At 38.4% G+C, this 26,865-nt stretch carries 23 protein-coding genes; all 23 read right to left on the bottom strand.

Annotated elements, in window-relative coordinates:
- Position 1: 1 nt before the first annotated feature.
- The 23 genes from AC3WOM_RS01090 to AC3WOM_RS00980 all read right to left on the bottom strand — a co-directional run bounded on the left by AC3WOM_RS01090 (position 2) and on the right by AC3WOM_RS00980 (position 26,587).
- Positions 2 to 1,276: a flagellar hook-length control protein FliK gene (locus AC3WOM_RS01090; RefSeq protein ID WP_492444451.1), complete on the bottom strand. Its 1,275-nt coding sequence runs from the start codon at positions 1,274 to 1,276 to the stop codon at positions 2 to 4.
- A 24-nt stretch (positions 1,277 to 1,300) separates the two neighbouring features.
- The gene (locus AC3WOM_RS01085; RefSeq protein ID WP_427540542.1) at positions 1,301 to 1,909 is read right to left on the bottom strand and encodes a MotE family protein; all 609 of its coding nucleotides are present in this window, start codon (positions 1,907 to 1,909) and stop codon (positions 1,301 to 1,303) included.
- Positions 1,910 to 1,913: 4 nt separating this feature from the next.
- Positions 1,914 to 2,363: a flagellar export protein FliJ gene (gene fliJ / locus AC3WOM_RS01080; protein WP_427540476.1), complete on the bottom strand. Its 450-nt coding sequence runs from the start codon at positions 2,361 to 2,363 to the stop codon at positions 1,914 to 1,916.
- On the bottom strand, positions 2,364 to 3,689 hold the full coding sequence (gene fliI, locus AC3WOM_RS01075; RefSeq protein WP_427540479.1) for a flagellar protein export ATPase FliI: 1,326 nt from the start codon (positions 3,687 to 3,689) through the stop codon (positions 2,364 to 2,366).
- A gap of 5 nt (positions 3,690 to 3,694) precedes the next feature.
- Positions 3,695 to 4,483: a flagellar assembly protein FliH gene (fliH, locus tag AC3WOM_RS01070; protein ID WP_427540482.1), complete on the bottom strand. Its 789-nt coding sequence runs from the start codon at positions 4,481 to 4,483 to the stop codon at positions 3,695 to 3,697.
- On the bottom strand, positions 4,476 to 5,489 hold the full coding sequence (gene fliG, locus AC3WOM_RS01065; RefSeq protein WP_427540485.1) for a flagellar motor switch protein FliG: 1,014 nt from the start codon (positions 5,487 to 5,489) through the stop codon (positions 4,476 to 4,478). The genes fliH and fliG overlap by 8 nt, the downstream gene beginning before the upstream one ends.
- A 15-nt stretch (positions 5,490 to 5,504) precedes the next feature.
- Positions 5,505 to 7,100, bottom strand: coding sequence for a flagellar basal-body MS-ring/collar protein FliF (fliF, locus tag AC3WOM_RS01060; protein WP_427540488.1), 1,596 nt, complete (start codon positions 7,098 to 7,100; stop codon positions 5,505 to 5,507).
- A 122-nt stretch (positions 7,101 to 7,222) separates the two neighbouring features.
- Entirely contained in the window at positions 7,223 to 7,528 is a 306-nt protein-coding gene (gene fliE, locus AC3WOM_RS01055) for a flagellar hook-basal body complex protein FliE (protein WP_427540491.1), read from the bottom strand.
- Positions 7,529 to 7,551: 23 nt separating this feature from the next.
- Entirely contained in the window at positions 7,552 to 8,013 is a 462-nt protein-coding gene (gene flgC / locus AC3WOM_RS01050; protein ID WP_427540494.1) for a flagellar basal body rod protein FlgC, read from the bottom strand.
- 3 nt (positions 8,014 to 8,016) lie between these two features.
- Positions 8,017 to 8,409, bottom strand: a complete 393-nt coding sequence (gene flgB / locus AC3WOM_RS01045; protein ID WP_427540497.1) for a flagellar basal body rod protein FlgB — start codon at positions 8,407 to 8,409, stop codon at positions 8,017 to 8,019.
- Positions 8,410 to 9,093: 684 nt separating this feature from the next.
- Entirely contained in the window at positions 9,094 to 9,873 is a 780-nt protein-coding gene (codY, locus tag AC3WOM_RS01040; protein ID WP_427540500.1) for a GTP-sensing pleiotropic transcriptional regulator CodY, read from the bottom strand.
- Between the two features lie 87 nt (positions 9,874 to 9,960).
- Positions 9,961 to 11,361 carry an ATP-dependent protease ATPase subunit HslU gene (gene hslU, locus AC3WOM_RS01035; RefSeq protein ID WP_427540503.1) on the bottom strand — a complete coding sequence of 467 codons (1,401 nt, stop codon included), beginning with the start codon at positions 11,359 to 11,361 and terminating at the stop codon, positions 9,961 to 9,963.
- A complete protein-coding gene (hslV, locus tag AC3WOM_RS01030; RefSeq protein ID WP_427540506.1) occupies positions 11,361 to 11,906 on the bottom strand; it encodes an ATP-dependent protease subunit HslV in 546 nt (181 codons plus the stop codon). The genes hslU and hslV overlap by 1 nt, the downstream gene beginning before the upstream one ends.
- Positions 11,907 to 11,927: 21 nt before the next feature.
- On the bottom strand, positions 11,928 to 12,827 hold the full coding sequence (gene xerC / locus AC3WOM_RS01025; protein WP_427540509.1) for a tyrosine recombinase XerC: 900 nt from the start codon (positions 12,825 to 12,827) through the stop codon (positions 11,928 to 11,930).
- A 261-nt stretch (positions 12,828 to 13,088) separates the two neighbouring features.
- Complete coding sequence (trmFO, locus tag AC3WOM_RS01020; protein ID WP_492444447.1) at positions 13,089 to 14,402, bottom strand: FADH(2)-oxidizing methylenetetrahydrofolate--tRNA-(uracil(54)-C(5))-methyltransferase TrmFO; 1,314 nt, start codon at positions 14,400 to 14,402, stop codon at positions 13,089 to 13,091.
- 18 nt (positions 14,403 to 14,420) lie between these two features.
- Positions 14,421 to 16,499 carry a type I DNA topoisomerase gene (gene topA / locus AC3WOM_RS01015; protein WP_492444445.1) on the bottom strand — a complete coding sequence of 693 codons (2,079 nt, stop codon included), beginning with the start codon at positions 16,497 to 16,499 and terminating at the stop codon, positions 14,421 to 14,423.
- 91 nt (positions 16,500 to 16,590) lie between these two features.
- The gene (gene dprA, locus AC3WOM_RS01010) at positions 16,591 to 17,487 is read right to left on the bottom strand and encodes a DNA-processing protein DprA (RefSeq protein ID WP_427540518.1); all 897 of its coding nucleotides are present in this window, start codon (positions 17,485 to 17,487) and stop codon (positions 16,591 to 16,593) included.
- 188 nt (positions 17,488 to 17,675) lie between these two features.
- A complete protein-coding gene (gene sucD / locus AC3WOM_RS01005; RefSeq protein WP_427540521.1) occupies positions 17,676 to 18,578 on the bottom strand; it encodes a succinate--CoA ligase subunit alpha in 903 nt (300 codons plus the stop codon).
- Between the two features lie 17 nt (positions 18,579 to 18,595).
- The gene (gene sucC / locus AC3WOM_RS01000) at positions 18,596 to 19,756 is read right to left on the bottom strand and encodes an ADP-forming succinate--CoA ligase subunit beta (protein WP_427540524.1); all 1,161 of its coding nucleotides are present in this window, start codon (positions 19,754 to 19,756) and stop codon (positions 18,596 to 18,598) included.
- A 162-nt stretch (positions 19,757 to 19,918) separates the two neighbouring features.
- Entirely contained in the window at positions 19,919 to 20,221 is a 303-nt protein-coding gene (locus AC3WOM_RS00995; RefSeq protein WP_492444441.1) for an EscU/YscU/HrcU family type III secretion system export apparatus switch protein, read from the bottom strand.
- Positions 20,218 to 22,116 carry a TP0910 N-terminal domain-containing protein gene (locus tag AC3WOM_RS00990; protein ID WP_492444439.1) on the bottom strand — a complete coding sequence of 633 codons (1,899 nt, stop codon included), beginning with the start codon at positions 22,114 to 22,116 and terminating at the stop codon, positions 20,218 to 20,220. Before AC3WOM_RS00990 ends, AC3WOM_RS00995 begins: the two co-directional genes overlap by 4 nt.
- 4 nt (positions 22,117 to 22,120) lie before the next feature.
- The gene (gene rnhB / locus AC3WOM_RS00985; RefSeq protein ID WP_492444437.1) at positions 22,121 to 22,876 is read right to left on the bottom strand and encodes a ribonuclease HII; all 756 of its coding nucleotides are present in this window, start codon (positions 22,874 to 22,876) and stop codon (positions 22,121 to 22,123) included.
- Between the two features lie 135 nt (positions 22,877 to 23,011).
- Positions 23,012 to 26,587, bottom strand: a complete 3,576-nt coding sequence (locus tag AC3WOM_RS00980) for an S-layer homology domain-containing protein (protein ID WP_492444435.1) — start codon at positions 26,585 to 26,587, stop codon at positions 23,012 to 23,014.
- Between the last annotated feature and the right edge of the window lie 278 nt (positions 26,588 to 26,865).

Genomic DNA, 26,865 nt, shown 5'->3' with positions numbered 1-26,865 from the left:
CTTACACCTCCTCGCTTATTAGATAATCACTAAAGGATTTGCCTTCATCGTCATCTTCGCTGCTTTGCTCCTGTTCTTCTTGCTGCTGTTGCTTAAAGAAATTACTAAAAAAGCTTTGATCTCTTTGTTGACGATCTGCGTCCTGTAGAGATTGAGCAATATCTAGACGCTCAATTTGGATATTCTGCTGAACAAATGCTTGCTTTAATTGATGTGCTTGACTATCCAGTAATTCTCGTCCATGTGCTGTTGAAGCAAGTAGTCGAGCTGTAAGGACTCCATCATTTTGCACTAGTTCAATGCGAATTGTGCCTAAATTCTCAGGGTACAATTTCAATGTTAAACGTGTAATACCCTGCGCATTCGAAATTTGAGCTTTATTCATGATAGCTTGCATCTCTTTTAATAATGCCTCAGATTGTGCAGGTTTAGCTGCTGGTAGTGTCACTTGGAATGTATCCGCTTTTGTTTGAACTGTATTGGCTGTTACCATCTCATTAGCACTTGTGTCAGTCTGCTTTGTTATCTGAACCTGTTGAACCACAGTCTGAAAACCCTGCAATGGAAGAGTTACAGTTGTTTTTGTTGTTATCTGCGTTGTTGTTTGGATTGTCTCTACATTCGTTTGTAACGCTGTTAAAAGGCTTTTAACATTTGTCAGCAAGTTTTCTTGTGGAGCTGTTAAATCTGTTTTTTGTCCGACTAATTGTGCTAGTTTTAATACTTGAAGTAATTGTGTTGCTTCTTTCGGTGTAACCTGTCCTTCACCCTGTAAAGCAGTAGCCACTTGTGCCTGTAGTACAGGTGCTTGAGCATCTACTAATACTAAAAGCTCCCAGACATCCTTCGCTTCTTTATCTTCACCTAGCAGCTTCTGTACTAATTTTTGAAGCTGTTCAGAATCAATGCCTAATGCATCCATTAAATTCTCAAGATTGAGCATTTCATCAATAGCGACAGCTTTATCATCTTCACCAATTTGAAGCATTAACAGACCATCATCATGTGGAATATCTAGTAAGTCAAGTACTTCCTCAATTGATTCAGCATTTAGAACAGCTGCTAATTGAGCAATCTCTCCGGTTGCTGTTGATTGTGTAGGCTGAGATGTTTGATTTGAAGCAGACATAATTTGTCCAAAAACTGATCCAAATGCAGATAGATTGTCATTTTTTGATCCTCCGCTAGCTTTAACATCAATGCCACCATTTGTAGCAGTAGCTGCTGTTTTCGGTGGTATTGCTTTAGATATCATTTGCATCATTGCTACATCCATCTTTTTCACCTCCTTTCATGTGTTTTATTGTTTAGCCATCATTTCTGTATATTTCGCAGCATTCTCAGGACTCATTTTTTCAAAAATAGCTGCTAATTTATCTGGCTTTAAATTTGTTAAGATACGAAGCGCCTCAGCATCACTCATTTTGATTAACACTGGAGCGGCAGCTTTAGGTGACATTTTATCGAATGTTACTAAAATATCATTAAAATCTCGCTTTGCATCGCTTTGTTCTCTATTTAGTTTTTCAATTTCAAATTGGAGCTGTTCTTTTTCTGTCAATAATTTTTCTTTTTCGGTCGTTGTAGTATCCAATTTCTTTTGTAACTGTGAAATTTCCGCTTCTTTTTCTTGTATTTCAGCTTGTAAATTTACAAGTTTTGAATCATTGTTAACGACTGCATCTTTTGCCTGTTGCTCTTCTGAAGGAACAAATGGCAAGCTTTCAAAAGCTTTCTTTCCTAAATCAAAGACATTCGTATTCATTAACGTTGCTACAACAAGTAAAACAGCTACCACAAACATAATAGGTATGACAAACCAGGTGAAAAATTTTCGAAAGCCTCCTGATTTACGCTTCGGTTGTTGCTCTGCTAATTCCACTGAAAGTCGATTTTCCTTTTTCGCCATGAAATCACCTGATTTCTCTCTTGTTATACGTAAGGGTTGAAATTTCATCTAAGAAAATGCCTTCAATCCGATCTTGCTCTTGCTGAAATAACTTAAAATCCTTTTCTCGCATTTTTTCAAATTTACGTACTTCCAAGTTTTTTTCTAATAGTTTTTCTTCGTACCAATTCATTTTTGAACGTGCTTGCACAACCTTCTGCTGTACATCAGTAATTGTTTTTTCTAGGCTATCAATAAATCTTGCATAATGATGAATTTCCTCTATAGATGAGCCAACAGCCAAACGCTCTTGTTGAAAATCAATTAAATCCTCTTTCTTTTTTAGCAGTTCATACAGCTTAGTTGCTATTTCTTCAAAAGAACGAACAGATTCTTTATAAGCTATTTCAGTTTCATTTTTTTCTTGTTCACGAATGGTTAACACTTTTTCAAAACGATATATATAATTCACCATTTATTTCCCACCACCGTTCGATAATGTAATTAACTCATTCATACTTTCAATAAGCGTCACTTTATCTAAATAACCTTGCTTAAGATAAGCTGTAATTAGAGGCTCATAATATATAGCTTCATCAATTTCTTTGGATGTACCACGTTTATATGCACCGATATTGATTAAATCCTCTGATTTGTCATATGTATAATATAGCTCTCTTAATCGTTCTGCTGCCTTTTTATGCTCTGGCTCTGCCACATGATTCATCAAACGACTGACGCTTTTTAATACATTGATGGCTGGATATTGACCTTTATTGGCAAGGTTACGATCAAGAACAATATGACCATCTAAAATCCCTCGTACAGTATCTGCAATCGGTTCGTTCATATCATCCCCATCTACTAATACTGTATAGAAGGCCGTAATAGAACCATTTTCATTCGTTCCTGTACGTTCTAACAGTTTAGGTAAAATGGCAAACACTGATGGCGTATAGCCTTTTTGAGCTGGTGGTTCACCAGTAGCAAGACCTATTTCACGCTGTGCCATCGCAACACGAGTGACAGAGTCCATCATCAGCATGACATTTAAACCACGGTTTCTAAAATACTCTGCAATGGCGGTTGCGGTAAAAGCGCCTTTAATACGCATGAGAGCGGGTTGATCAGAAGTGGCAGCAACAACAATTGAACGTTTTAAACCTTCGGACCCTAAATCACGTTCTATAAACTCACGTACTTCGCGACCACGTTCTCCGATTAGTGCAATAACATTTAAATCAGCCTGTGTATTTCGTGCAATCATGCCGAGCAAGGTACTTTTCCCCACACCAGAACCGGCAAAAATACCAACACGTTGACCATTCCCGACTGTCAGCATACCATCTATTGCCTTTACCCCCACTTCAAGCCTTTCATCTATCGGTGGACGTGTCAAAGGATTTGGCGGATCCTGCTCGGTTGGAACTGTTAATAATCCCTTTGGCAACACTGTTCCATCAATAGGATTCCCCATCGAATCTAGTACTTTACCGATTAGCTCGGGACCTACTTTAACTTCAAGTGGCGCCCCTGTTCCTTCAACTAAGCATCCAATTGAAATTTCTCGCAGAGAGGTAAAAGGCATTAGGACAACTATTTCATCCTTAAAACCAACCACCTCTGCTAGTATAATTTGATGACCATTTTTTGAAGTTTCCACATGAATTTTACAAACATCGCCAATGGAACTATCTGGACCTTGGGACTCAATCATTAAGCCGACAACTCGAGTAACCCTACCAAACTTTTTAAAGGTTGATATATGAGGAATTTGTTCGATTAATTGAGCCGTTTTCATCTAGATCATTCCTTACTTTCTAATATTTCATAGAGTTTTAATCTTAATTCATTCAATTGCTCATCAATGCTGACAACAATTCGGCCATGATTTGTTTCAATAAAGCAATCCGTTTCATTTTCTAAGTCTTCATTAACAAAAATCATGAATGGGACATCGGTTGGAAACATTTCAGCTAATTCATCACGATTTGCAGTAATTAATGCATAGTAGGTTGGTGATACATAAATTTTTATTTCTTTCATTTCTCTTGCTTCTTTAAGTCCTCTGCGAACGATAGAAACAAATAGTTCATTTTCACGCTCCAAGGATGCATCAATAATTCGATCTGCTGCTGTTAAGCCCAGCTCTAATATGACTGCCTCTTGATCCTCAATATATTTTCGTGCATTTTCCTTAGCATGTACGATGACCTCGTTGGCAGTTTGGAGAGAGTGTAGCATCGCTTCATTCGCCTTGTTTGTCCCATCCTCATATCCTTGGCCAAATCCTTCATCATAAGCCTCTTGCACACGATTAGGGCGTTCTTCTTCCCAGTTACGCTTAAGATGCTCAATTTCCTGAAAGAACATTTGCTTCTCCTGTTCAAAAGCATCACGTTCTGTCTGCAATCCGGCTCTCGCTTCTGTCAATATACGTTCTCGCTCTTCAAGTATTTCTTCAATCGTAATTTGTTTTTGTAATGGTGTTTCTTCCCCTTCAATTTCGGGTATTTCAAACATATCACGAATTTTTATTGTTTTAACATTATCGCCATTGGGCTCTGTATAGATAGAACGGATGATTCTAGACAATGACGTCATCTCCTCCACCACGTGCAATAATAATCTCACCAGCATCCTCTAAGCGACGAATCACTGCAACAATTCGAGATTGTGCTTCCTCTACATCACGTAAGCGTACAGGTCCCATAATTTCCATTTCTTCTTTGAAAGTTTCAGCCATACGTTGTGACATATTGCGGAAAATAATGTCCTTCACTTCCTCACTTGAAACTTTCATGGATAGTAATAAGTCTTCATTTTCACAATCACGAATAACACGCTGAATCGAACGGTTGTCGAGTGTAACAATATCCTCGAATACAAACATGCGTTTTTTGATTTCCTCTGCAAGCTCTGGATCTTGAATTTCGAGTGCATCCAGAATCGTTTTTTCTGTTTGTCGATCTACCCCGTTTAATACTTCAACGACTGCATCAATACCACCAGTTTCTGTGTAATCTTGTGTAACTGTTGATGATAATTTACGCTCTAATACAGACTCAATTTCGCTAATTACTTCTGGAGAAGTGGATTCCATCATTGCTATACGTTTAGCAATATCTGCCTGCACCTCTTGTGGAAGTGAAGATAAAATAACACCTGCTTGCCCTGCTTCTAAGTAAGATAGAATGAGGGCAATTGTTTGTGGATGTTCATTTTGAATAAAGTTAAAGATTTGCGATGGGTCAGCTCTACGTGCAAAATCGAAAGGTCGCACTTGTAAAGAGGATGTTAAACGATTAATAATCGTTTGTGCTTGTTCAAGACCAAGTGCTTTCTCCAATACTGTTTTTGCATAGCCAATACCGCCTTGTGTAATATAATCTTGCGCAAGAGCAATATTATGAAATTCCTCTATAATCTCCTCTTTAACGTTTGCTTCTACCTTTTTAACACTTGAAATTTCTAATGTTAAGCGTTCAATCTCTTCCTCTGTTAAATGTTTATAGACAGAAGCTGAAACCTCAGGCCCCAACGAAATTAACAAGAGAGCGGCCTTTTGTTTTCCGGTTAATTCCTTATCTTTCTTGGACACAGCCGAACCTCCTAGTTAGTCTTCAGCAATCCAACTACGCAGTAACTTTGCAAAATCGTCTGGCTTTTCTTTTGCCATTTTTTCAAGCTGCTTACGACGCATTGTAGCTTCCGTTTCAATTTCTTCATTTATATCATCAATCATTAGCTCTTCTTGTTCTTCTAGGATGCTAAGTTCCTCTTCTTCCTTCGCACGTTTACGTGAGCGGATAATGAAGAATGCCAGCAATAGTATTACAGCCAATAAGATACCGCCAATGACCCAAACCCACCATGGAATAACAGGCGTTTCTTCAGCAACATCTGCAACTTTACCATTTAATGGTTGTACTGAAACAGCTACTTTTTCATTGATCTGCTCTTGTGTAAGCTCGGCTGCAACATCCTTTGAAATTGTTGTACGAACAATAGTACTTAAAATTTTCTCTATATCTTCTCGAACCCCATCAGGTAATGAAGCTGCATCAGTTGCTGTTGGCGGCTCTACAATTACTTGGATACCAATATCTTGAATTTTATAAGGTGCCTCTTGAATATCTTTACGGATACGGTTTACGTCATTATTAATCGTTTCTTCTGTACGTTCATATTCCCCGTTACCCATCGCACCTTCATTATAAGTTGTGAAGTTATCAGTTGTTGTTTCTGCTTCAGGTGTACCAGCTGCTGCTGCTCCAGTACCAGTATATTGCTCTGTAATGCGTTGTGCACTAATAGCAATACCTTCCATATTCTCTTCATCAACTGGCGAAACTAGGTTTTCTTCACGATTTTCTTTTTTGAAATCAATGTCTGTTGTTACAGAAACAATTACTTTATCTTGCCCCATCAGTGTACCAAGCATATTTTGCACTTGACGTTGCAGGTCACGCTCCACCAATTTCTTTGCCTGTAATTGACCTTCAGCTGTTGTTGTGGAAGCCCCATCAGCAGTTGCAGCATTTAAATCAAAGTACTCAGAAAATTGGTTGGAGATTACAATATTATCGGTGCTTAAGTTTGGAATACTTTTTGCTACTAAATTATACATTGTTGAAATTTGCTGCTCTGTAAATTTATAACCAGGATCAGTATTCAAGACAATAGATGCAGTAGCTTCTTCTAAATTAGCATCTTTTACAAAAACCCCCTTTTCAGGGACGTTTATCATCACTTTCGCATCTTTTACACCTTCAAGATTTTTAATGAGCTTAGCAATTTCTGTTTCAGTTGCTGCTTTTTTTAATAGATTAAACTCATTATCTGTCATACCAAATCCAGAGCTGTTTGCAAATGAATAATCAATTGTACCTGTTTGTGGATATCCCTCTGAAGCTAATTGTACTAATAGGGAATCCACTTGTTCCTCTGGGACTAAAATGGATGTTCCACCTGGGGCAATTTCATATTTGACCCCTTGAGAATCTAAAGCTTCCTTCACTTGTCCAATTTCTCTTGTCGATAAATCTTTATAGAGAGGCACATATGTAGTCTTTGTAGCAATAATTGTAATAATAGCCGCTAGTGCTATTACTACAACGACGGATCCAATCATTAAAATTTTCTGTTTTTTACTACGACTTGTCCAAAATTGGCTGGTGTCGTTTTTTATTTTCGTCAATCGTTCATTCATTATGAATCCTCCGGTTATAGTGAATAACCTAACCATCAATAATTCGCGAAAACAGTGATAACCCCATAAACAAGCTTTTTGGGGTTATAACCTTTATCGAACTGTTTAACTATTCGATAAAGCTAGACACTCATTCGCATTATTTCTTGGTAAGCTTCAATCACCTTATTGCGAACTTCAATTGTTGCATTTAATGTAATGCTTGCTTTTTGTGATGCAATCATCACATCATGCAGTTCTACATTCCCACCAGTAATTAGCTTTTGTGTAAAATTATCAGAAGTAATTTGCTGATCATTCACTTTTGCTATTGCTTCTTTTAAAGAGTTCGCAAAGTTTTGCTGTGCTTCATAAGGTGTCGTCTGGAGTTTATTTGTTTGATTTACAACCTGAGTTGGTGTCATTAGTGAAACGGACGAAATTGTCATTATGTATCTTCCTTTCTTCTTAGTTATTTACCAATCTCTAAAGCCTTTGTCAGCATAGATTTATTTGCATTGAATACAGTTACGTTTGCCTCATAAGAACGAGTAGCTGACATTAAATCTACCATTTCTCTTAATGGATCCACATTTGGCATGTTTACATAGCCATCTGCGTTTGCATCTGGATGAGTTGGATCATACACAAGTTTGAAAGGTGTTTCTCTATCTTCTTTTATTTGTGTTACTTTTACGCCGTTACCTACACCACTTTTTGCATTTTTCCCAAGAGCCACATTAAAGAATTTTGAAAACTGTCCCTCTTGAGCAGTAAATGTTACTGACTTACGGCGGTAGGGCTCCCACTCTCCATTTACTTGTCTAGCACGCGTAGTATCCATATTGGTCATATTTGAAGAAATGACATCCATTCGTAAACGCTGTGCTGTTAAAGCTGAGGCAGTGGTATTCATTCCATAAAAAATAGACATTTATTACTTACCTCCTTTTATAACAGTATTTAATGTATTTAATTTACCATTAACACGATCAATTAAAGCATTATAATAAATTTGATTCTCTGCCAATTTCGCCTGTTCAGCATCCATATCAACGCCATTACCATTATTTCGATATCGTAAGCCATCAATATTATTCACACCAGGTGTAGATTGTCGAATCGAAAAATCATAATGTCTACTATCGGTACGATATGCTGAAATTGATATTTGTTTTTCTGTCTCTAGCATATCCTTAAAGCTTACATTTTTCGCCTTATAATTCGGCGTATCAACATTCGCAATGTTATTGGCAATTGTTTTATGATTTAAAGTTGCATAGGAAAGTCCGTTTTCCAGGCTACTAATAGTTCCTCCAAATAAGTTCAAAACCATTCACCTCATTTTATTTCAATCTATGTACTTCTTAATTTATCCAATAATACAATTGTAATTAAGATGATACGTAGTGTCTATTGTCTTTTGTCATTTTTTAATAGTAGATACGCCCTATTTTTTCTCATGATTAACCGGAACAAAACTCCCGAACCCCTTGAGCCATCTGCTTTCATAGAGTTTCAAGTTGCTTCTAGTTATTTTACACTATTTCGACAGTGTTTATGGTTTTAGTATTGAATATTTCCTTTTTTTTGCTTTTTTGCCGTTGACTCAAAACCAAATTCCAAGTCCATTTTTACTATTTCAATCAAAAAATATTATGGTTTAAACCGCTTAGTTGCTATATGACAAATAAATTAAGATCAGCCTTTATTTTTATACTATTAGTAACAGAAAAGTGTCAATGTTATGAAGGCATATATTGCCTTTAGCAAAAATTAAGCAGTTGATTTTCATTCCTCAGAGGCATTCCTATAGCACCTGATAAGCCACAGCAAATCAAAATTCATCCACATTTTAAAGAACCATTCACAAAGATTTCCTTGATCATTGATAATTATTTACCCGCTAGTTAGCATAAATCATTGCTATATTTCTTAAAATTTCAAAAAAGGTATCTGGAAAAACTAGTCCAGATACCTTTTGAAGTTCCTAAAAACGCGAGGAAATTTTAACTTATTTCATTTTAATTTCTGCTAATGCATTTAAAAACTTATCATTGAGCACTTTAATATAAGTACCTTTCATCCCAAGAGAGCGCGATTCGATAACACCTGCAGATTCTAGTTTACGTAATGCGTTTACGATCACTGAACGTGTAATCCCCACTCGGTCTGCAATCTTTGAAGCCACTAGTAGCCCTTCGTTACCATCAAGTTCTTCGAAGATATGTTCAATGGCTTCTAGCTCGCTGTAAGAAAGTGAATTAATCGCCATTTGTACAACCGCTCTGCTACGAGCTTCTTCTTCAATTTCTTCAGATTTCTCACGTAAAATTTCCATACCAACTACTGTTGCACCATACTCAGCTAAAATTAAATCATCATCCTCAAATTGTGCAGATAAACGAGCAAGGATTAATGTTCCTAGACGTTCTCCACCACCAACGATTGGAACAATAGTTGTTAGCGCATTTTGGAATAACTCTTTGTTTTCTACTGGGAAAGCAGTATGCTCGTTATTAATATCTAGATTTGATGATGTTTCTGAAATTGTAAACAAGCTATGTGTATACTCCTCAGGGAATTGACGCTCTTCAAACATCTTTTTCATTCGCTCATTTTCAATTTGCTGATGGATGGAAATACCTAATAGCTTTCCTTTACGGCTCACAATATATACATTACTGTCTATAATATCTCCTAGCGTATCAGCCATTTCCTTAAAGTTTACCGGTTTACCAGCAGATGCTTGGAGCATTGAGTTAATTTTACGCGTTTTTCCTAATAAATTCATTATATGTTCCTCCTATAAATGGTCCAAAGAGTATTTTCTTACTATTCTAAAGGTTTTTACAACTGAATGATACTATTCAGCTTTATCTTACAATATAAACTGTGACAAATCTTTGTTTTTTACTATGCCCGCCAGTTTTTGATCGACATATGCAGCAGAGATTGGAATATTTGCAGGTGCAATTTCTGATGCCTCAAACGATAATTCTTCTAACAAGCGCTCTAAAATCGTATGCAAACGTCGTGCTCCAATATTATCCGTTTCTTGATTTACCTCAGTTGCAATTTCGGCAATACGTTCAATGGCATCTTCTGTAAAGTTAATCTCTACACCTTCCGTTTCCAATAATGCCTTATATTGTAAAATAAGTGATTGATCTGGCTCTCTCAAAATACGCACAAAATCTTGCTTCGTTAATTTTTCAAGTTCTACCCGAATCGGAAAACGACCCTGTAGTTCAGGAATTAAATCTGATGGCTTTGACATATGGAATGCTCCTGCAGCAACAAAAAGCATATAGTCCGTTTTTACAGCACCATACTTCGTTGTAACAGTAGATCCCTCAACGATTGGCAAAATATCACGTTGTACACCTTCTCGTGATACATTCGCAGAAGAGTTACCTTCCTTACTAGCAATTTTATCGATCTCATCAATAAAGATAATACCTGATTGCTCAGCTCTTACTATGGCTTCTTGTGCAACTTCATCTGCATCAATGAGCTTGTTCGCTTCCTCAATTGTTAAAATACGTCGTGCATCCTTCACTTGGACTCTGCGTTTTTTCGTTTTTTTAGGCATCAAGCTAGATAACATATCTTGCATACCACTATTAGCAGACATATCCATACCCGTTCCTTGTAATGCATCAAAAATAGAAGGATTTTGCTCTGTTACTTCAACAGTAATCCACTCGTTTTCTAATTTACCATTACGTAAATCTATCGCGATTTGTGCGCGCTTTGAACGCACCTCAGTCTCTTCCGATGAGTTTTCATCAGTTGACTGCTGATCTTTACCACCAAACAGCATTTCGAAAGGATTTTGCATTGATTGTTTTTTTCGCAAGGAAGGAACCAATAATTTAACGATTGCCTCATTCGCTAATTCTTCCGCTTGCTCTTTTACAGACTCCATCATCTCTTCTTTTACAAGACGATGTGAAGCTTCTACAACATCACGTACCATAGACTCTACGTCACGTCCAACATAGCCTACCTCTGTAAATTTTGTTGCTTCCACTTTGACAAATGGTGCATTCGTTAACTTTGCAATTCTTCTAGCAATTTCTGTTTTTCCGACACCTGTAGGCCCTATCATCAAGATATTTTTCGGAATAACCTCTGCCTTCATGTCATCATTTAACAGTGAGCGACGATAACGATTACGCAAGGCGATAGCAACTGCTCGCTTTGCTTCATTTTGTCCTACAATATAACGGTCCAGATGCTCAGTAATCTGTCTTGGCGTTAAATTATTTTGCGTCATTAGTTCAGCGCCTCCACGATAATATTATGATTTGTAAATACACATATTTCAGCAGCGGTTTCTAGTGCCGCTTCGGCAATTTCACGAGCAGACATTGTTTCGCCTGCATATTTTTTGAGCGCTCGGCCAGCAGATAATGCATAGTTTCCACCAGAACCAATCGCTAATATACCATCATCAGGTTCAATAACTTCTCCTGTACCAGAAACAAGAAGAAGAGTATTTTTATCCATTACAAGGAGCATTGCCTCCAATTGACGCAGCATTTTATCACCACGCCATTGCTTTGCAACTTCTACAGCTGCACGTTGTAAATTACCATTGTATTCATTTAACTTTCCTTCAAACATTTCAAAAAGTGTGAAGGCATCGGCAACTGATCCAGCAAAACCAGCAAGGACTTGCTCATTAAACAGACGTCTGACCTTCCTTGCTGTACCTTTCATCACAACTGCATTCCCTAAGGTCACTTGGCCATCACCAGCCATTGCGCAGCCTCCGTTATGATGAACTGCAAATATCGTTGTCGCATGAATTTGTCCCATTCGTCTTCCTCCTTAGCTCTATTATGCCCTTGGATGAGCATTCATATATGTTTGACGAAGATGCTCTTTCGTTACATGTGTGTAAACCTGTGTAGAAGATAAATGTGCGTGACCTAATAATTCCTGCACCGTACGTAAATCTGCGCCATTATTCAATAAATGTGTAGCAAAAGTATGACGAAGCATATGTGGATATATTTTCGTATGGAGTGAGGCCTTGTCAATCATTTCTGTTAAAATATGACGTACCCCTCTTGGAGTAAGTTCCCCACCACGCATGTTGACAAACAATTGCTGATGACTTGTTTTTTTCATCAATCGTAGACGAGCTTGCTCTATGTAATCCTGCATCGCTAAACTCGCAAATTGACCGAATGGAATAATACGCTCTTTTCGTCCTTTTCCCATTACCCGAATAATTGAATAATGAAAATCTACATCCTTCACTTGAATTGAAGTAAGCTCACTGACACGAATTCCTGTCGCATATAACAGCTCTAATATAGCCATATTTCTGATTGATTTCAAATCATCACCAGTATTTGCTTGAAATAGCTGCATCAATTCCTCTTCGTAGAAAAAACTTGGTAAGCGTGCTTCTTTTTTCGGATGATAAAGTGAACGAAATGCTCCATCATCTAAGCCGAACTGTCTATTTAGAAAACGAAAAAAGGAGCGTATTGAAGAAATCTTTCTTGATACTGAAGATCTTGCTCTTTTTTCATCATACAACTTTGTTACATAAAGACGTGCATGTATATACTCAACACTAGCTAAATCATTAACACCCTCTGTCTGTAAAAAGGTTAAAAAATCTAGTAGGTCTGATTGATATTCTCGCACCGTATGAACAGAGAAGTTCTTTTCTACCTGGATGTAAAGCATGAACTGTTCAAGTGCATCTTGGGACGAAACTAACATGAAAAGATTCACCACCAATGATTTATTAATAATCTTCTCAAATGACGAACACTTACAATTTAATTGGATAAGCTTATCAGTACCGTATCGTTAATAAACATACATACTGACACTATACCTATCTACATAATATAGCAAGTAAAAATGGTTATATTTTGAGAAAATCTCCATACAAAATAATAAAATACGTGTAAATCAGCATTTTGTCTACAAAAAACAAAAGCCTCTAAGAGTATAACAACTATTAGAGGCTTATTGCAATTAAATTGTTTGTGAATTCACAAAATTACGAATTGTGCTTATTGCACGGTTTGCATGCATCTCAGCACGCTCTGGTTTGGAACGACGGCCCGGTGGTAATTCAGGGAAAATTCCAAAGTTAACATTCATTGGCTGGAAGTTTTTCGATTGTGCTTCTGTTATATAACGCGCCATACTTCCTAATGCCGTTTCGAATGGGAAAATAATTGGTTCCTGTCCTAATACTAAACGAGCTGCATTAATACCAGCAATTAATCCGCTTCCAGCTGACTCAACATACCCTTCAACACCTGTCATTTGACCTGCAAAGAAAATATTCTTTTGCTCACGAAGTTGATAGGTTTTCTCAAGTACTTTTGGTGAATTAATAAAGGTATTTCTATGCATCACACCATAACGAACGATTTCCACGTTTTCTAACCCTGGAATTAGCTGTAGTACTTCTTTCTGTGGTCCCCATTTTAAATGTGTTTGGAAGCCAACAATATTATAAAGAGTACCCGCGGCATCGTCTTGGCGTAATTGGACAACAGCATATGGGCGCTTTCCTGTCTTCGGATCTTCAAGACCTACTGGTTTCATCGGTCCAAATAACATTGTTTTCTCCCCACGAGTTGCCATTACTTCAATTGGCATACAGCCCTCAAAGTAAATTTCCTTTTCAAATTCTTTCAATGGGACAACTTCTGCTTCAATCAATGCTTGGCGAAAACGATCAAATTCTTCCTTTGTCATAGGACAGTTTAGATAGGCTGCTTCCCCTTTATCATAACGAGATTTTAAATATACTTTTTCCATATCTATACTATCTTTTTCGATGATAGGTGCTGCTGCATCATAAAAATATAGATAATCAAGTCCTGTTAAGCCTTGAATTTTTTCAGCTAGGGCTTTCGAAGTTAAAGGACCTGTTGCAATAACTGTTATACCTTCTGGAATTTCTGTGACCTCTTCATGAATAACCTCCACAAGCGGATGGTTTTTCACAGTCTCTGTCACATATCCAGCAAATTCGTGACGGTCTACTGCTAATGCGCCTCCAGCAGGTACTGAACATTGGTCTGCTGCCTTTAAGATAACAGAATCTAGCATACGCATTTCTTCTTTAATAACGCCTACAGCATTTGTTAATCCATTCGCACGCAAAGAATTTGAACATACAAGCTCTGCAAATTTATCAGTATGGTGAGCTGGTGTTTGCTTTACGGGACGCATTTCATAAAGTTTAACTTTCACACCACGTTTAGCAATTTGCCAAGCTGCTTCACTTCCTGCAAGACCTGCACCTATTACATTTACTACTTGTTCCGTCATGTTCTTACCATCTTTCTATCATTGAGTTGGTGCTTCTTCATAGTCACATTTCGTACACTGAATTTGTACACCTTTTTTAATTTTTTTCTCTACTAATAATGCACTACATTTTGGACATGGTCTACTAATTGGCTTGTCCCATGAAACAAATTCACATTCAGGGTACTGATTACAGCCATAGAATAAACGCTTTGTTTTACTTTTACGTTCTACGATCTCGCCCGTTTCGCACGAAGGACATTTTACACCAATAGGCTTCATTATCGCTTTTGTATTACGACAATCTGGGAAGTTTGAACATGCCATAAATTTCCCATATCGCCCTAGCTTAAATACCATTGGAGAACCACAAAGCTCACAATCCTCTCCTGCCGGCTCATCTTTTATTACGACCTTTTCCATCGCCTCATCAGCATATTTTACATGAACCTCGAAGTCTGTATAAAACTCTTCTACAACATTTTTCCATTGACGACTACCTTCTTCAATATCATCTAAATCTTGCTCCATTTGTGCTGTGAATTCGATGTTTATGATATCTGGGAAAAATTCTAGTACGAGTTGGTGTACAATTTCTCCTAGCTCTGTTGGCATAAATCGTTTTGCATCTAACACGACATAGCCACGGCGCTGAATTGTATCGAGGGTCGGTGCATATGTGGACGGGCGCCCTATACCTAGCTCTTCCATTGTTTTTACAAGACGCGCCTCTGAATAACGTGGTGGTGGCTGAGTAAAATGTTGCTTTGGCTCGATTTCAAGAGATTTTACTTGATCGCCAACTTCCATTTCAGGTAGAAGCTTTGTTGTTTCCTCTGTTTGATCATCAGTGCCCTCAATATATAGCTTCATAAAGCCTGCAAATTTAACTTGTGAGCCGTTTGCACGGAATAAAACATCGCCATTTTGAAGGTCTACAGCAACTGTATCAAGTATAGCTGGTGCCATCTGGCTAGCGATAAAGCGCTCCCAAATTAAACGATATAAGCGTAATTGATCACGGCTAAGTACTGCTTTTAATTCTTCTGGAGATCGCATCGTGCTAGTTGGACGAATCGCCTCATGGGCATCCTGTGCATTTGATGCTTTTTTTGCCTGCTTCGTATCTGTTGAAATGTATTCTTTGCCATATTTCGATTCAATGTATGCATTCGCTTCCGCTTTTGCAGTATCTGAAATACGAGTTGAATCAGTACGCATATAGGTAATTAAACCGACTGTTCCCTCTTTTTTACCAATATCAATACCTTCATATAATTGTTGCGCTAGCATCATTGTCTTCTTCGCACGGAAATTTAACTTACGTGCCGCTTCTTGCTGTAAAGAGGAAGTTGTAAAGGCTGGTGCTGCATTACGTTTACGTTCTTTTTTAGAAACATTAACAACAGTAAAATCTGTACCCTTTACATCTTTTAAAACAGCCTTTACTTGTTCTTCATTTGTTAATTTTATTTTGTCTTTGCCATTACCATAGTAAAGTGCATCAAACGTTTTTTTGCCTTTTTCAAAAGAGCCCTCAATTGTCCAATATTCTTCAGGTTGGAAGTTTTTAATTTCATTTTCACGGTCAATAATCATGCGCAGTGCTACAGATTGTACGCGTCCTGCTGATAATCCCTTTTTAACCTTTTTCCATAGAATTGGACTAATGTTATAGCCAACAAGTCTGTCCAATATACGTCTTGTTTGCTGTGCATCTACTAGATCCATATTAATTGGACGTGGATTTTTAAAAGATTCTAGAATTGCATCTTTTGTTATTTCGTTAAACACAACACGACAATCAGAATGAATATCAATATTTAACGCAGTCGCAAGGTGCCAAGCAATCGCTTCTCCCTCACGGTCTGGATCGGCCGCTAGATAAACTTTCTTCACTTTTTTTGCAGCAGTCTTTAATTCCTGTAAAACAGGTCCTTTACCGCGAATAGTAATATATTTAGGCTCAAAGTTATTTTCAGCACTAACGCCCATCTGGCTACGTGGTAAGTCACGAACATGCCCGATTGATGCTTTTACTTTATATTTTTTTCCTAAATAACGTTCAATTGTTTTTGCTTTTGCTGGTGATTCTACAATCACTAAATAATCCGCCATCTATGTCTCCCCCTTAGCGAGGTCTATTGCTAATTTTTTAAGTTACCTGTTGCAAAATGTATAACAGATTTTAAGATAATGCAACTTTTTTTCAATTTTTGTTAGAAAAGAGCGTAAGTGATGCAACGATTTCATGTCCATTACATACTGGAATAGCTCCTTCTACAAGTAATCTATTCGTCCCTTTTGATTGCTCAGCATCAATTGGACCTGGCACTACGAATACATCTTTTCCTTGCTCTAGTGCGCATTCTGTCGTAATAAGCGTTCCACTTCTTAATGAAGCCTCTGTGACAACTAATGCTTGCGATAAACCGCTAATGATACGGTTACGCATAGGAAAATGCCATTTCTCTGGCTTCATGTAAGGCGGATACTCTGTGACTAATAAATGATGCTCCGCTATACTCTCTGCTAGGGCTTTGTTTTCCATTGGGTATATATAATTAAAACCATGGCCAAGCACTGCAATTGTCTGCCCGCCAACTTTTATTGTTGCCTCATGAGCCATTGTATCTGCACCTTTTGCAAGCCCGCTCACTACCGTATATCCGTGTTCAACGAGAGGCGGGACAATTAAGTCCATCGCGGTTTTTGTATAAGCTGTAGCCTTTCTAGAACCTATTATAGCTACTTGTTTTCCTTTCATTAATTGCAAATACCGACCTTTCACATACAATACAGTAGGTGGACTGGAGATTTCAAATAATTGCGCTGGATAAAAAGGATGATGAAAAGGTATGGGGAAAATATGGGAACGTTCATAGGCCTCTTCAAACGACCATGTCATAATTTGTCGAAAACTTCGAGAAATTTGCAAGGCTTTGTGCGATGATATTTGCAATGCATTTGCGATCTCATTGGGGGCTGCTTCTTCAAAATAACTTAATAGATCTACTGGAGACAGTAATTGCTGAAGTTTTTGAAGTGGTAACGGGTAAACATAATGCAAAGCTAGTAATCTTTGTGTATCGACTGAAAAAATCATTTAAAAACCTCCTTTTAAATAGAAGAAAGATAAATGACCGCAATCTTTATTTTCATCACATAATCAATAAGAATATTACTACTAGTTATGCTCGCACTTTTATATCGGACAAGCAGGAGAAGTACTTTAATCTATGTCCATTTAAAGTAAAGAAAAAGATGTAGCCACAATGTGCTACATCTTCCATTTTAATGGGTTTTACACTTTTCGTATAGCCCTTTTTCTTTAATTACCTTAATAAGCGTTTCACCAATTACAGATGGTGTTTCAGCTACTTCAATACCAGCCGCATTCATAGCCTTAATTTTTTCAGCTGCTGTTCCTTTACCACCAGAAATAATAGCACCAGCATGACCCATACGTTTTCCTGGAGGTGCTGTTTGTCCACCGATAAAGCCAATGACAGGTTTCGTCATATTTGCTTTAATCCATTCAGCAGCTTCCTCTTCAGCAGTACCACCGATTTCCCCAATCATAACAACTGCATATGTTTCTGGGTCATTATTGAAAGCTTCTAATACATCGATAAAGTTTGTACCATTGACAGGGTCTCCACCAATACCTACAGCCGTAGTTTGACCTATACCCTCTTGTGTTAATTGATGAACTGCCTCATATGTTAATGTTCCAGAGCGGGAAACCACTCCTACATGTCCTTTTGTATGAATATAGCCAGGCATGATACCAATTTTACATTCATCTGCTGTAATAACACCTGGACAGTTTGGTCCTACTAGGCGAGTTTTTTTACCTTCCATATAACGTTTAACTTTTACCATATCAAGGACAGGTATATGTTCCGTTATACAGATTGTTAATTCTAATTCAGCATCTACAGCTTCTAGAATTGCATCTGCTGCAAATGGAGCAGGCACATAAATAACTGATGTAGTTGCACCTGTTACAGCTACTGCTTCTGCTACTGTATTGAATACAGGTACTCCCTCGATTTCAAGACCACCTTTACCTGGTGTTACACCTGCTACGATTTTAGTGCCGTACTCAAGCATTTGTTTTGTATGGAAAAGCGCCGTTTCGCCTGTAATCCCTTGTACAATTACCTTCGTATCTTTATTAATAAATACAGCCATTATTCTCCCTGCCTTCCTTAGCCTACTAGTCCCACAATTTTTTGTGCACCGTCAGCCATCGAATCCGCTGCAACGATGTTTAAACCAGATGCATTTAAAATTTCTTTTCCAAGTTCTACATTTGTACCTTCTAAACGTACAACTAACGGCACAGCTAGGCCAATTTCTTTAGCAGCTGTTACCACACCTTCAGCGATAATGTTACATTTCATAATTCCGCCAAAAATGTTTACGAAAATGCCTTTTACATGTGGATCAGAAAGGATAATTTTGAAAGCCTCTGTAACTTTTTCAGCTGTTGCACCGCCACCTACATCAAGGAAGTTAGCGGGACTTCCGCCATAATAGCTAATTGTGTCCATTGTAGCCATAGCAAGACCCGCACCATTAACCATGCAGCCAATGTTGCCATCTAGTGAAATATAGCTAAGGTCATATTTGGATGCTTCGATTTCCTTTGCATCCTCTTCATCAAAGTCGCGTAATTCGACAATATCTTTATGACGATATAATGCATTGGCATCAAAATTGAATTTAGCATCTAGTGCCACTACATCGCCTTGTCCAGTGACAACAAGCGGATTGATTTCAACAATTGATGCATCTTTGTCGATAAATGCTTGATATAAGCCTAACATTAATTTAACAGCTTTCCCTACAAGGTTTGCTGGTATATTCATATTAAACGCCATACGACGTGCTTGGAAACTTGTTAATCCAACAACAGGATCTACTACTTCTTTGAAGATTTTTTCCGGATTTGTTTCCGCTACTTCTTCAATATCCATACCGCCTTCTTCTGATCCCATCATTGTAACACGAGATGTTGCGCGGTCTAATACTAAACTTAAATAGTACTCTTTTTGAATATCAGAACCCTCTTCAATATATAAGCGTTTTACTTCTTTTCCTTCTGGACCTGTTTGATGAGTCACTAAAATTTTACCTAGTAATTCCTTTGCGTACGTACGCACCTCGTCAAGGTTTTTAGCGATTTTTACACCGCCTGCTTTACCGCGTCCACCTGCATGAATTTGCGCCTTGACTACAGTTACATTAGAGCCAAGTTCCTTCGCTACTTTCACTGCCTCATCAGGGGAAAAAGCAACTTTTCCATTTGGTACAGCTACACCATACTTTCTCAGAATCTCTTTCCCTTGATATTCATGGATATTCATAATACATCCTCCCATCAAACATTTGCATAAAATTGTTTTACTAACATAATCTATTCTAACGAAAGATTCTGATAAAGTCTACACTTTGTCTTTTGTTCGAATTTTCTCTCTTATTATGACACTTTTTTCTACTTCGTGTACTAAAACAGATTTTTCAAACTATCAGAATTCTTTATCTTTTCTATTTTTTTGTGCATGTTGTTGATCTAAATGATAAATAAATGCAAAAACTTCAGCGACAGCTTGGTACAATTCTTCAGGAATCGACTCATTTAAATCCAATTGCCCAAGTAATTGAACAAGGTTTGGATCCTCATAAATCGGCACATTGTGCTCATTTGCTCGTGCTAAAATATTTTCTGCTATTTTCCCTTTTCCTTTTGCAACGACTTTTGGACTTTCAAATTGACCTAGCTTATATGTGAGCGCGATAGCCTCTTTTCGAGTAAATTTTTCTTCACTCATACGCGGAAATCCACCCCATTATGTTCCTCCTGCTGTTCTACTACAGCGGTTATTTTTTCAGGTTTGGCTTTTTCAAATTCTTTAATAAATACTCCTGATAGTTGATATTTTTTTTCTGCCAAGCCAATTTTTAATGCTGCTTTTAACGGTTCTGCAAGTGGAACAATGTCATGATTTTCATTAAATACTGTCACTGTAACGACACGATTTTGAACCTGCATATCAATTACAGTTTCTTTCATTGATTCCATTTGTAAATAAAATAAAATACGCGCATAATTGGCATCAATTTTCCCATCTTCCTTCATACGTCCATTCCATTGTAGTGTTGCATCCATCTTTCTGCCGAAAAATTCAAGTGGTACTTGCATAATAAGCTGATGTTGGTGACCATTCTCTCCTGATACAAGCTGCATGCCATTCATACGTGTCATTAACATTTCTGCAGCTTCCTTCAGCTGAGGTGTAATTTGTGCATCCTGCAAGAGTGTATGAAGCTGAGGTTTTAATTGATGTGCAATCATTTGTAAATCCGCAGATTTATTATTAAGCGCTGCCTCGTAGCTAATACCTAGATTCTTCAATACCGTTTTAATAGCGTGCTCCATCGCTTTATTATCCATTGAATTTTGTACCTGTGCATCTGCTTGTGTAACCATTTGCTGAATCAAAGATTGTGGGGAATCTACGCTACTTTTCATAAGATTTCTCATCCATGCTTCATTTTGTAGAGGAGTTGCCGCATCATTTTTTAATAATGATAATAAATGATCCTTTACTGAAAGAGCATTACTATCTTGTGTGAATAAACGCTCTGAAGCATTTTGTGCAAATGCTTTCATGAGTTGTTCCTGCATCTGCTTCGCAAAAATCTCAAATGTTTGTTTAGTAGCTGGTATTTGGTTTAGTCTATCGATTAATTGATTAATTTGCTGTTTTTGATCATCCGTTAATAGGCTTTGGTTGGCCGTCCACGATTTAAGTTGATTGATGAGCTGATTTTTATCTTCAGGGCTTGTCGTTAGAATTGTTTGAATAACTTGTCCAGCCTGTTGAGGTTGAATTGGTTGAACTGACTTGGCATTGTTAAGATTTGACCAATTTTGTAAAGTAGCTTGCTGAGGTATTATCCCTGCTTCTTTTAAAATATTCAAAGCTTGAATTTTTTCACTCATAGAAGCAGCTTCACTCGTTAGTAGTTGAATGGACTTAGCTAGTACTAAACCACCTGTTTCTACTTCAAAAGGCTTCGCAATTGCCTGTATTTGTTGCATTAGATTTTGCCTTAGACTTTCTGGTAAAGATGTATCTTTTGCTAAAAGTTGAGTAAAGTTTTCCATAACGGAATTCATACCTGCTGTTTTTTGCCCACTAATGAGTGCCTGAAAAACTTCATTCGTCATCGGCATTTTTAGCTCTACCATTTTTTGAATAGCTTGTAGAGCATCCATTTTAGTAATGCCCTCAGGTAAAGCCTTTAACCACATTTCAGCCTGCATCAGCTGCTCTTTTGAAATCGGTAACTCCGCCTTCATAAAATGAGCAAGAAGCTGTTGCATTTCAGCTGTCTTTGGTAAATTCATTGATTCAAGCAATTGATTGATTTGTTGACTAGCAGAAGCCGTTTGTCCCATAGGACCTGTAACCACTTTTAGTTCCGTTTGGGGGCTTGTACCTGTCACCTGAAAGAAATGTGCGTCACCTGCTTTTAATGGCGCTTCAAGCTTAGCAATAAACTTTTGTTGACCAACTTGGATCTCTGCCATTTGATCTGGATATAGCTGTTTAACTGTCCCATGAAATAATTGACCCTGTTTCATCGCTAATGGTTGATTCGTTGATAGCGCCTGTGTTTGAGTTTGTGCCGCAATCGGATTAAATGATGTAGATGTCATCTCATTACCCCTTCATCATAGATTTTATCGGTTCAAAACTTGCTCGATGGTAAATAGTCGGTCCATACTTAGCCAGTGCCTCTAAATGCTGTTTTGTGCCATAGCCTGCATGCTGCTCAAAGCCATACTGTGGAAATTCTTGTGCAAGCTGTTCCATGTATTCGTCACGCGCCGTTTTCGCCAAAATAGAGGCGGCAGCAATCGCTAAGCTTTGTGCATCACCTTTAATAATTGACTGCTGAGGCAAATTGATTGGCAGTGTCATTGCATCTGCTATAACAAAATTCGGTTTTATTTTTAGTGTCTCTATACTTGCGACCATTGATTGTTTCGTAGCCTCATAAATATTGATGTCATCGATTACTTTTGCATTTTGAAAATGTATGCTATAGCTTATTGCATGCTCTTTTACTAACTTACTCATTTTTTCTCTTGTCTCTTTCGACAGTTGTTTAGAATCATTTAAGCCTAGCAATACCTGACAATTTTCAGGTAGAATGACGGCTGCAGTGACGACAGGACCTGCTAATGGACCTCGCCCAGCTTCGTCTATACCTGCAACTAACTGGCCAAATTGTGCGTCAAATGCAATTTTCGCATCATGCTCCCGTTGTAATTGCTGCTTTTTTTCCATGCGCTTTAAAAACTGCTGCCACGCTTTTTGCACGCCTGCTCGCCCATCTTGCTGCACAGTATCCATCCAAGGTTCATGCGCTGTAGCGGCTTTTAAAGCAATTGTAATTTCTTTTATTGTTTGCATATAGTATTACCTCATCTCTCTTATGTATATCGGCTTGTTTATTTAATTATATAACAAAATAAAGATAGGGCTTGTAAGGAAAGAAATGCATTTCCCTACAGCCCTTTTATAAAATTATATGTCGTTGATAGCATTTTATTGTTGCATAATCCGATGTAAAAATGCTGCGAACTGTGCACGTGTCACCACCTCATTCGGTCGGAACTTGCCATTATCTCCGAGCGCAATCCCTTCACGCTCTAACACCGCAATATAGCCTGCACTCCAATGCTGACTATCTACATCAGTAAATGAACTTGCGCCTTCTGGTGTTAATCCTAGTACACCAACAAGCACCTTCGCAAGCTGTGCACGCGTCATCTTTTCTGTTGGTAGGAAGGCCCCATTTGTACCATCAATAATTCCTGCCTGTTGCAACGTAATAATAGCATCGTAGTAAGGATGTGTTGAAGAAACATCAGAGAAATTATATACTGCTCGTACTGGTTCAAATGGAAAGGCTCTTGTCAATAAAGCCGCTACGTGCATGCGGCTAATCGGTGCATTCGGACGGAAAGTGCCATCCTCATATCCTTGAATAATGCCTAGTGTGGCTAGTTCCTCAACCATCTCCTTCGCCCAATGATGTGACAGATCACCGTATGTTACTACTGGCTTTGGCAGTTGGGGTTCTTGTGGTTCTTGTGGTTCTTGTGGTTTTTCTGATTCCTTTACTAGCAATGCCGTCCATTTCGCATAAAGCGCTATATTCTCACGAACAAGCATCTCTTTCTCCCACGGCTTTGTAAACTCTGCATCCTGATACCAGCCGTCAAAACGGAAGCCTTCTCTTGCTGGAACTGGTAATTGGCTTATCTTGGTATTGTAAGCAATTTCGATTGGCGCTAGTGTTGTGCCACCATTTGTATGCAGTGTAATTTTTACAGGTGCTGGGGATAAATTATTATCGTTTGATGATGTAGTGCCACTACCTGAAGTTTGTGGGTTTGCTAATTTTACCTGAACCTTTGCCACACTACTTGTTGCAGTGGCTATCTTGCTACCTGTTGCACTATTATCCATATTGGTTACTATACTATAGTAGTAAGTCGTTCCCGCTGTATTTGTTGGTACTGCATACATTGGACTTGTCGCTCCATTGATTAACGTACCTTTGCTCGTGCTGTTCGTTGTATTGCTATACCACTGATAGCTTAGGGAGGCTCCTCCACTCGCTGATACATTTATCATAGCACTATCTCCCACATTCACTGTTTTGTCCGTGGGCTGTGTGTCGATTGTTGGCGTGGCTGCATGGATTAACGCATTTACCTCCACCTTTGCCACGCTACTAGTTGCTATGGCTGTCTTGCTACCTGTTGCACTGTTATCCGTATTGGTCACTATGCTATAGTAGTAGGTTGTTCCTGCTGTATTTGTCGATACTGCATATGTTGGACTTGTCGCTCCAGTGATAAGCGTACCTCCACTCGTGCTGTTCGTTGTATTACTATACCACTGATAGCTTAATGAGGCTCCTCCACTCGCCGCTACACTCAATGTCATACTATCTCCCACATTCACTGTTTTGTCTATAGGCTGTGTGTCGATCGTTGGCGTGGCTGCGTGGGTTAACGCATTTACCTGCACCTTTGCAACACTACTCGTAGCTGTTGCTGTTTTACTACCGGTTGCACTATTATCCGTATTGGTTACTATGCTATAGTAGTAAGTCGTTCCCTCTGTATTTGTTGATACTGTATACGTCGGACTCGTCGCTCCAGTGATAAGCGTACCTCCACTCGTGCTGTTCGTTGTATTCTGATACCACTGATAGCTTAAAGATGCTCCTCCACTCGCCGCTACACTCAATGTCGCACTCTCTCCCACATTCACTGTTTTGTCTGTAGGCTGTGTGTCGATCGTTGGCGTGGCTGCATGGGTTAACGCATTTACTTGCACCTTAGCCACACTACTCGTAGCTGTTGCTGTTTTACTACCGGTTGCACTATTATCCGTATTGGTTACTATGCTATAGTAGTAAGTCGTTCCCTCTGTATTTGTTGGTACTGCATACATTGGACTTGTCGCCCCATTGATTAACGTACCTCCACTCGTGCTGTTCGTTGTATTGCTATACCACTGATAGCTTAGAGATGCTCCTCCACTCGCCGCTACACTCAATGTCGCACTCTCTCCCACATTCACTGTTTTGTCTGTAGGCTGTGTGTCGATCGTTGGCATGGCTGCATGGGTTAACGCATTTACTTGCACCTTTGCCACACTACTCGTAGTTGTTGCTGTTTTACTACCTGTTGCACTATTATCCGTATTGGTTACTATACTATAGTAGTAAGTCGTTCCTGCTGTATTTGTTGATACTGCATACATTGGACTTGTCGCTCCATTGATTAACGTACCTCCACTCGTGCTGTTCGTTGTATTGCTATACCACTGATAGCTTAATGAGGCTCCTCCACTCGCCGCTACACTCAATGTCGCACTCTCTCCCACATTCACTGTTTTGTCTATAGGCTGTGTGTCGATCGTTGGCGTGGCTGCATGGGTTAACGCATTTACTTGCACCTTTGCCACACTACTCGTAGTTGTTGCTGTTTTACTACCGGTTGCGTTGTTATCCGTATTGGTTACTATACTATAGTAGTAAGTCGTTCCTGCTGTATTTGTTGATACTGCATACATTGGACTTGTCGCTCCATTGATTAACGTACCTCCACTCGTGCTGTTCGTTGTATTGCTATACCACTGATAGCTTAATGAGGCTCCTCCACTCGCCGCTACACTCAATGTCGTACTATCTCCCATATTTACCGTTTTGTCGGTCGGCTGTATATCAATGCTCGGGGTTTTCGCGTTGGTCAGCTCCACCCATTTTGCATATAACATCACATCAGCACTTCCTATCGCAAAGGTAGAATTTTCCAAATAATTCATTCCATTTCCATCTGATGCCGTATTCCAGCCAGAGAACGTGTACCCCGTTTTCGCCAAACCTCCTGTATTCCCTTTCACAGTCACTGCATCGCCTGACATATAACTATTGCTATCTAACGGTACACTTCCTCCCGTGCCTCCATTACTGTTATATGTCATTGTATATCCAGATACAGTTTCCAAAACAAGTTGTGGATACAATGCTGGGGTAAAGGAATTTCTCGACTCATAAATAAACATCACTCCAGGCATAATTTCCTCACTTCTTAGAACGAATGTTACAATTTTATTAGATTGACTTTTTACAAAATCCGTAACATCGAAATTCTTCCAAGTATTTGTAACTAGTGATGTATCTTTTTCATATAGAATTGGATCATTTAATTGTAACGGAACCTTGTTTGGATTTTGTGTATTCCAAGAATTCCAATCACTAACACTTGAACCATAGAGAGATACATGCGGATAGAAAGAATCATTCGGATTCAAATCCTGTACACTCTGAATATGGATTCGAAGTGTTGCTTTCTTAATGTGATCCTGGATATCAGTAAAATTAAATCTAAGTGCAGATTTTTGTATCCCGTACTGAGAGTCAGCTGAGTATCCAACATAGTTCTCTGTCAAATCAGTATACTTTCCTGACTTATCCCATGTTCCGTCCTCAACTGGTGTTTTCGTGACTATTGTTTCAGCCCTTACCTGATTTGTATTTAGCAATTGTAGAACAAGAAAAAACGATACAGTAAGCGCAATAATTCTAGTTATTACTTTCATAGAACACCTTCTCTTAAAATTAAGATTAAATAATTTGAATCAACTCTATTCAAAACCTCAGAGCCATTAAATGTACTCCATTTGTTGTATATCCTGTTGCCTTGTTAGCTATCAAATACTTTGTATATTAACAATACATCAATCGCTAAAGCACTAAAGTTTACTTTAGTCATGTTGTTGAAATACTATTATGTCAATGACATCAAGGTGACAAATTAAAAAGTATAGCTCTTTTTCAAAACGAGGGGTTGATCTCCGTTCCGACTGAGTGCTTTCCT

The sequence above is a fragment of the Lysinibacillus sp. FW301-JW8 genome (assembly GCF_058788755.1).
Note: the sequence above shows the minus strand (reverse complement) of the source record. Positions and strands in the feature narration are given on the sequence as shown.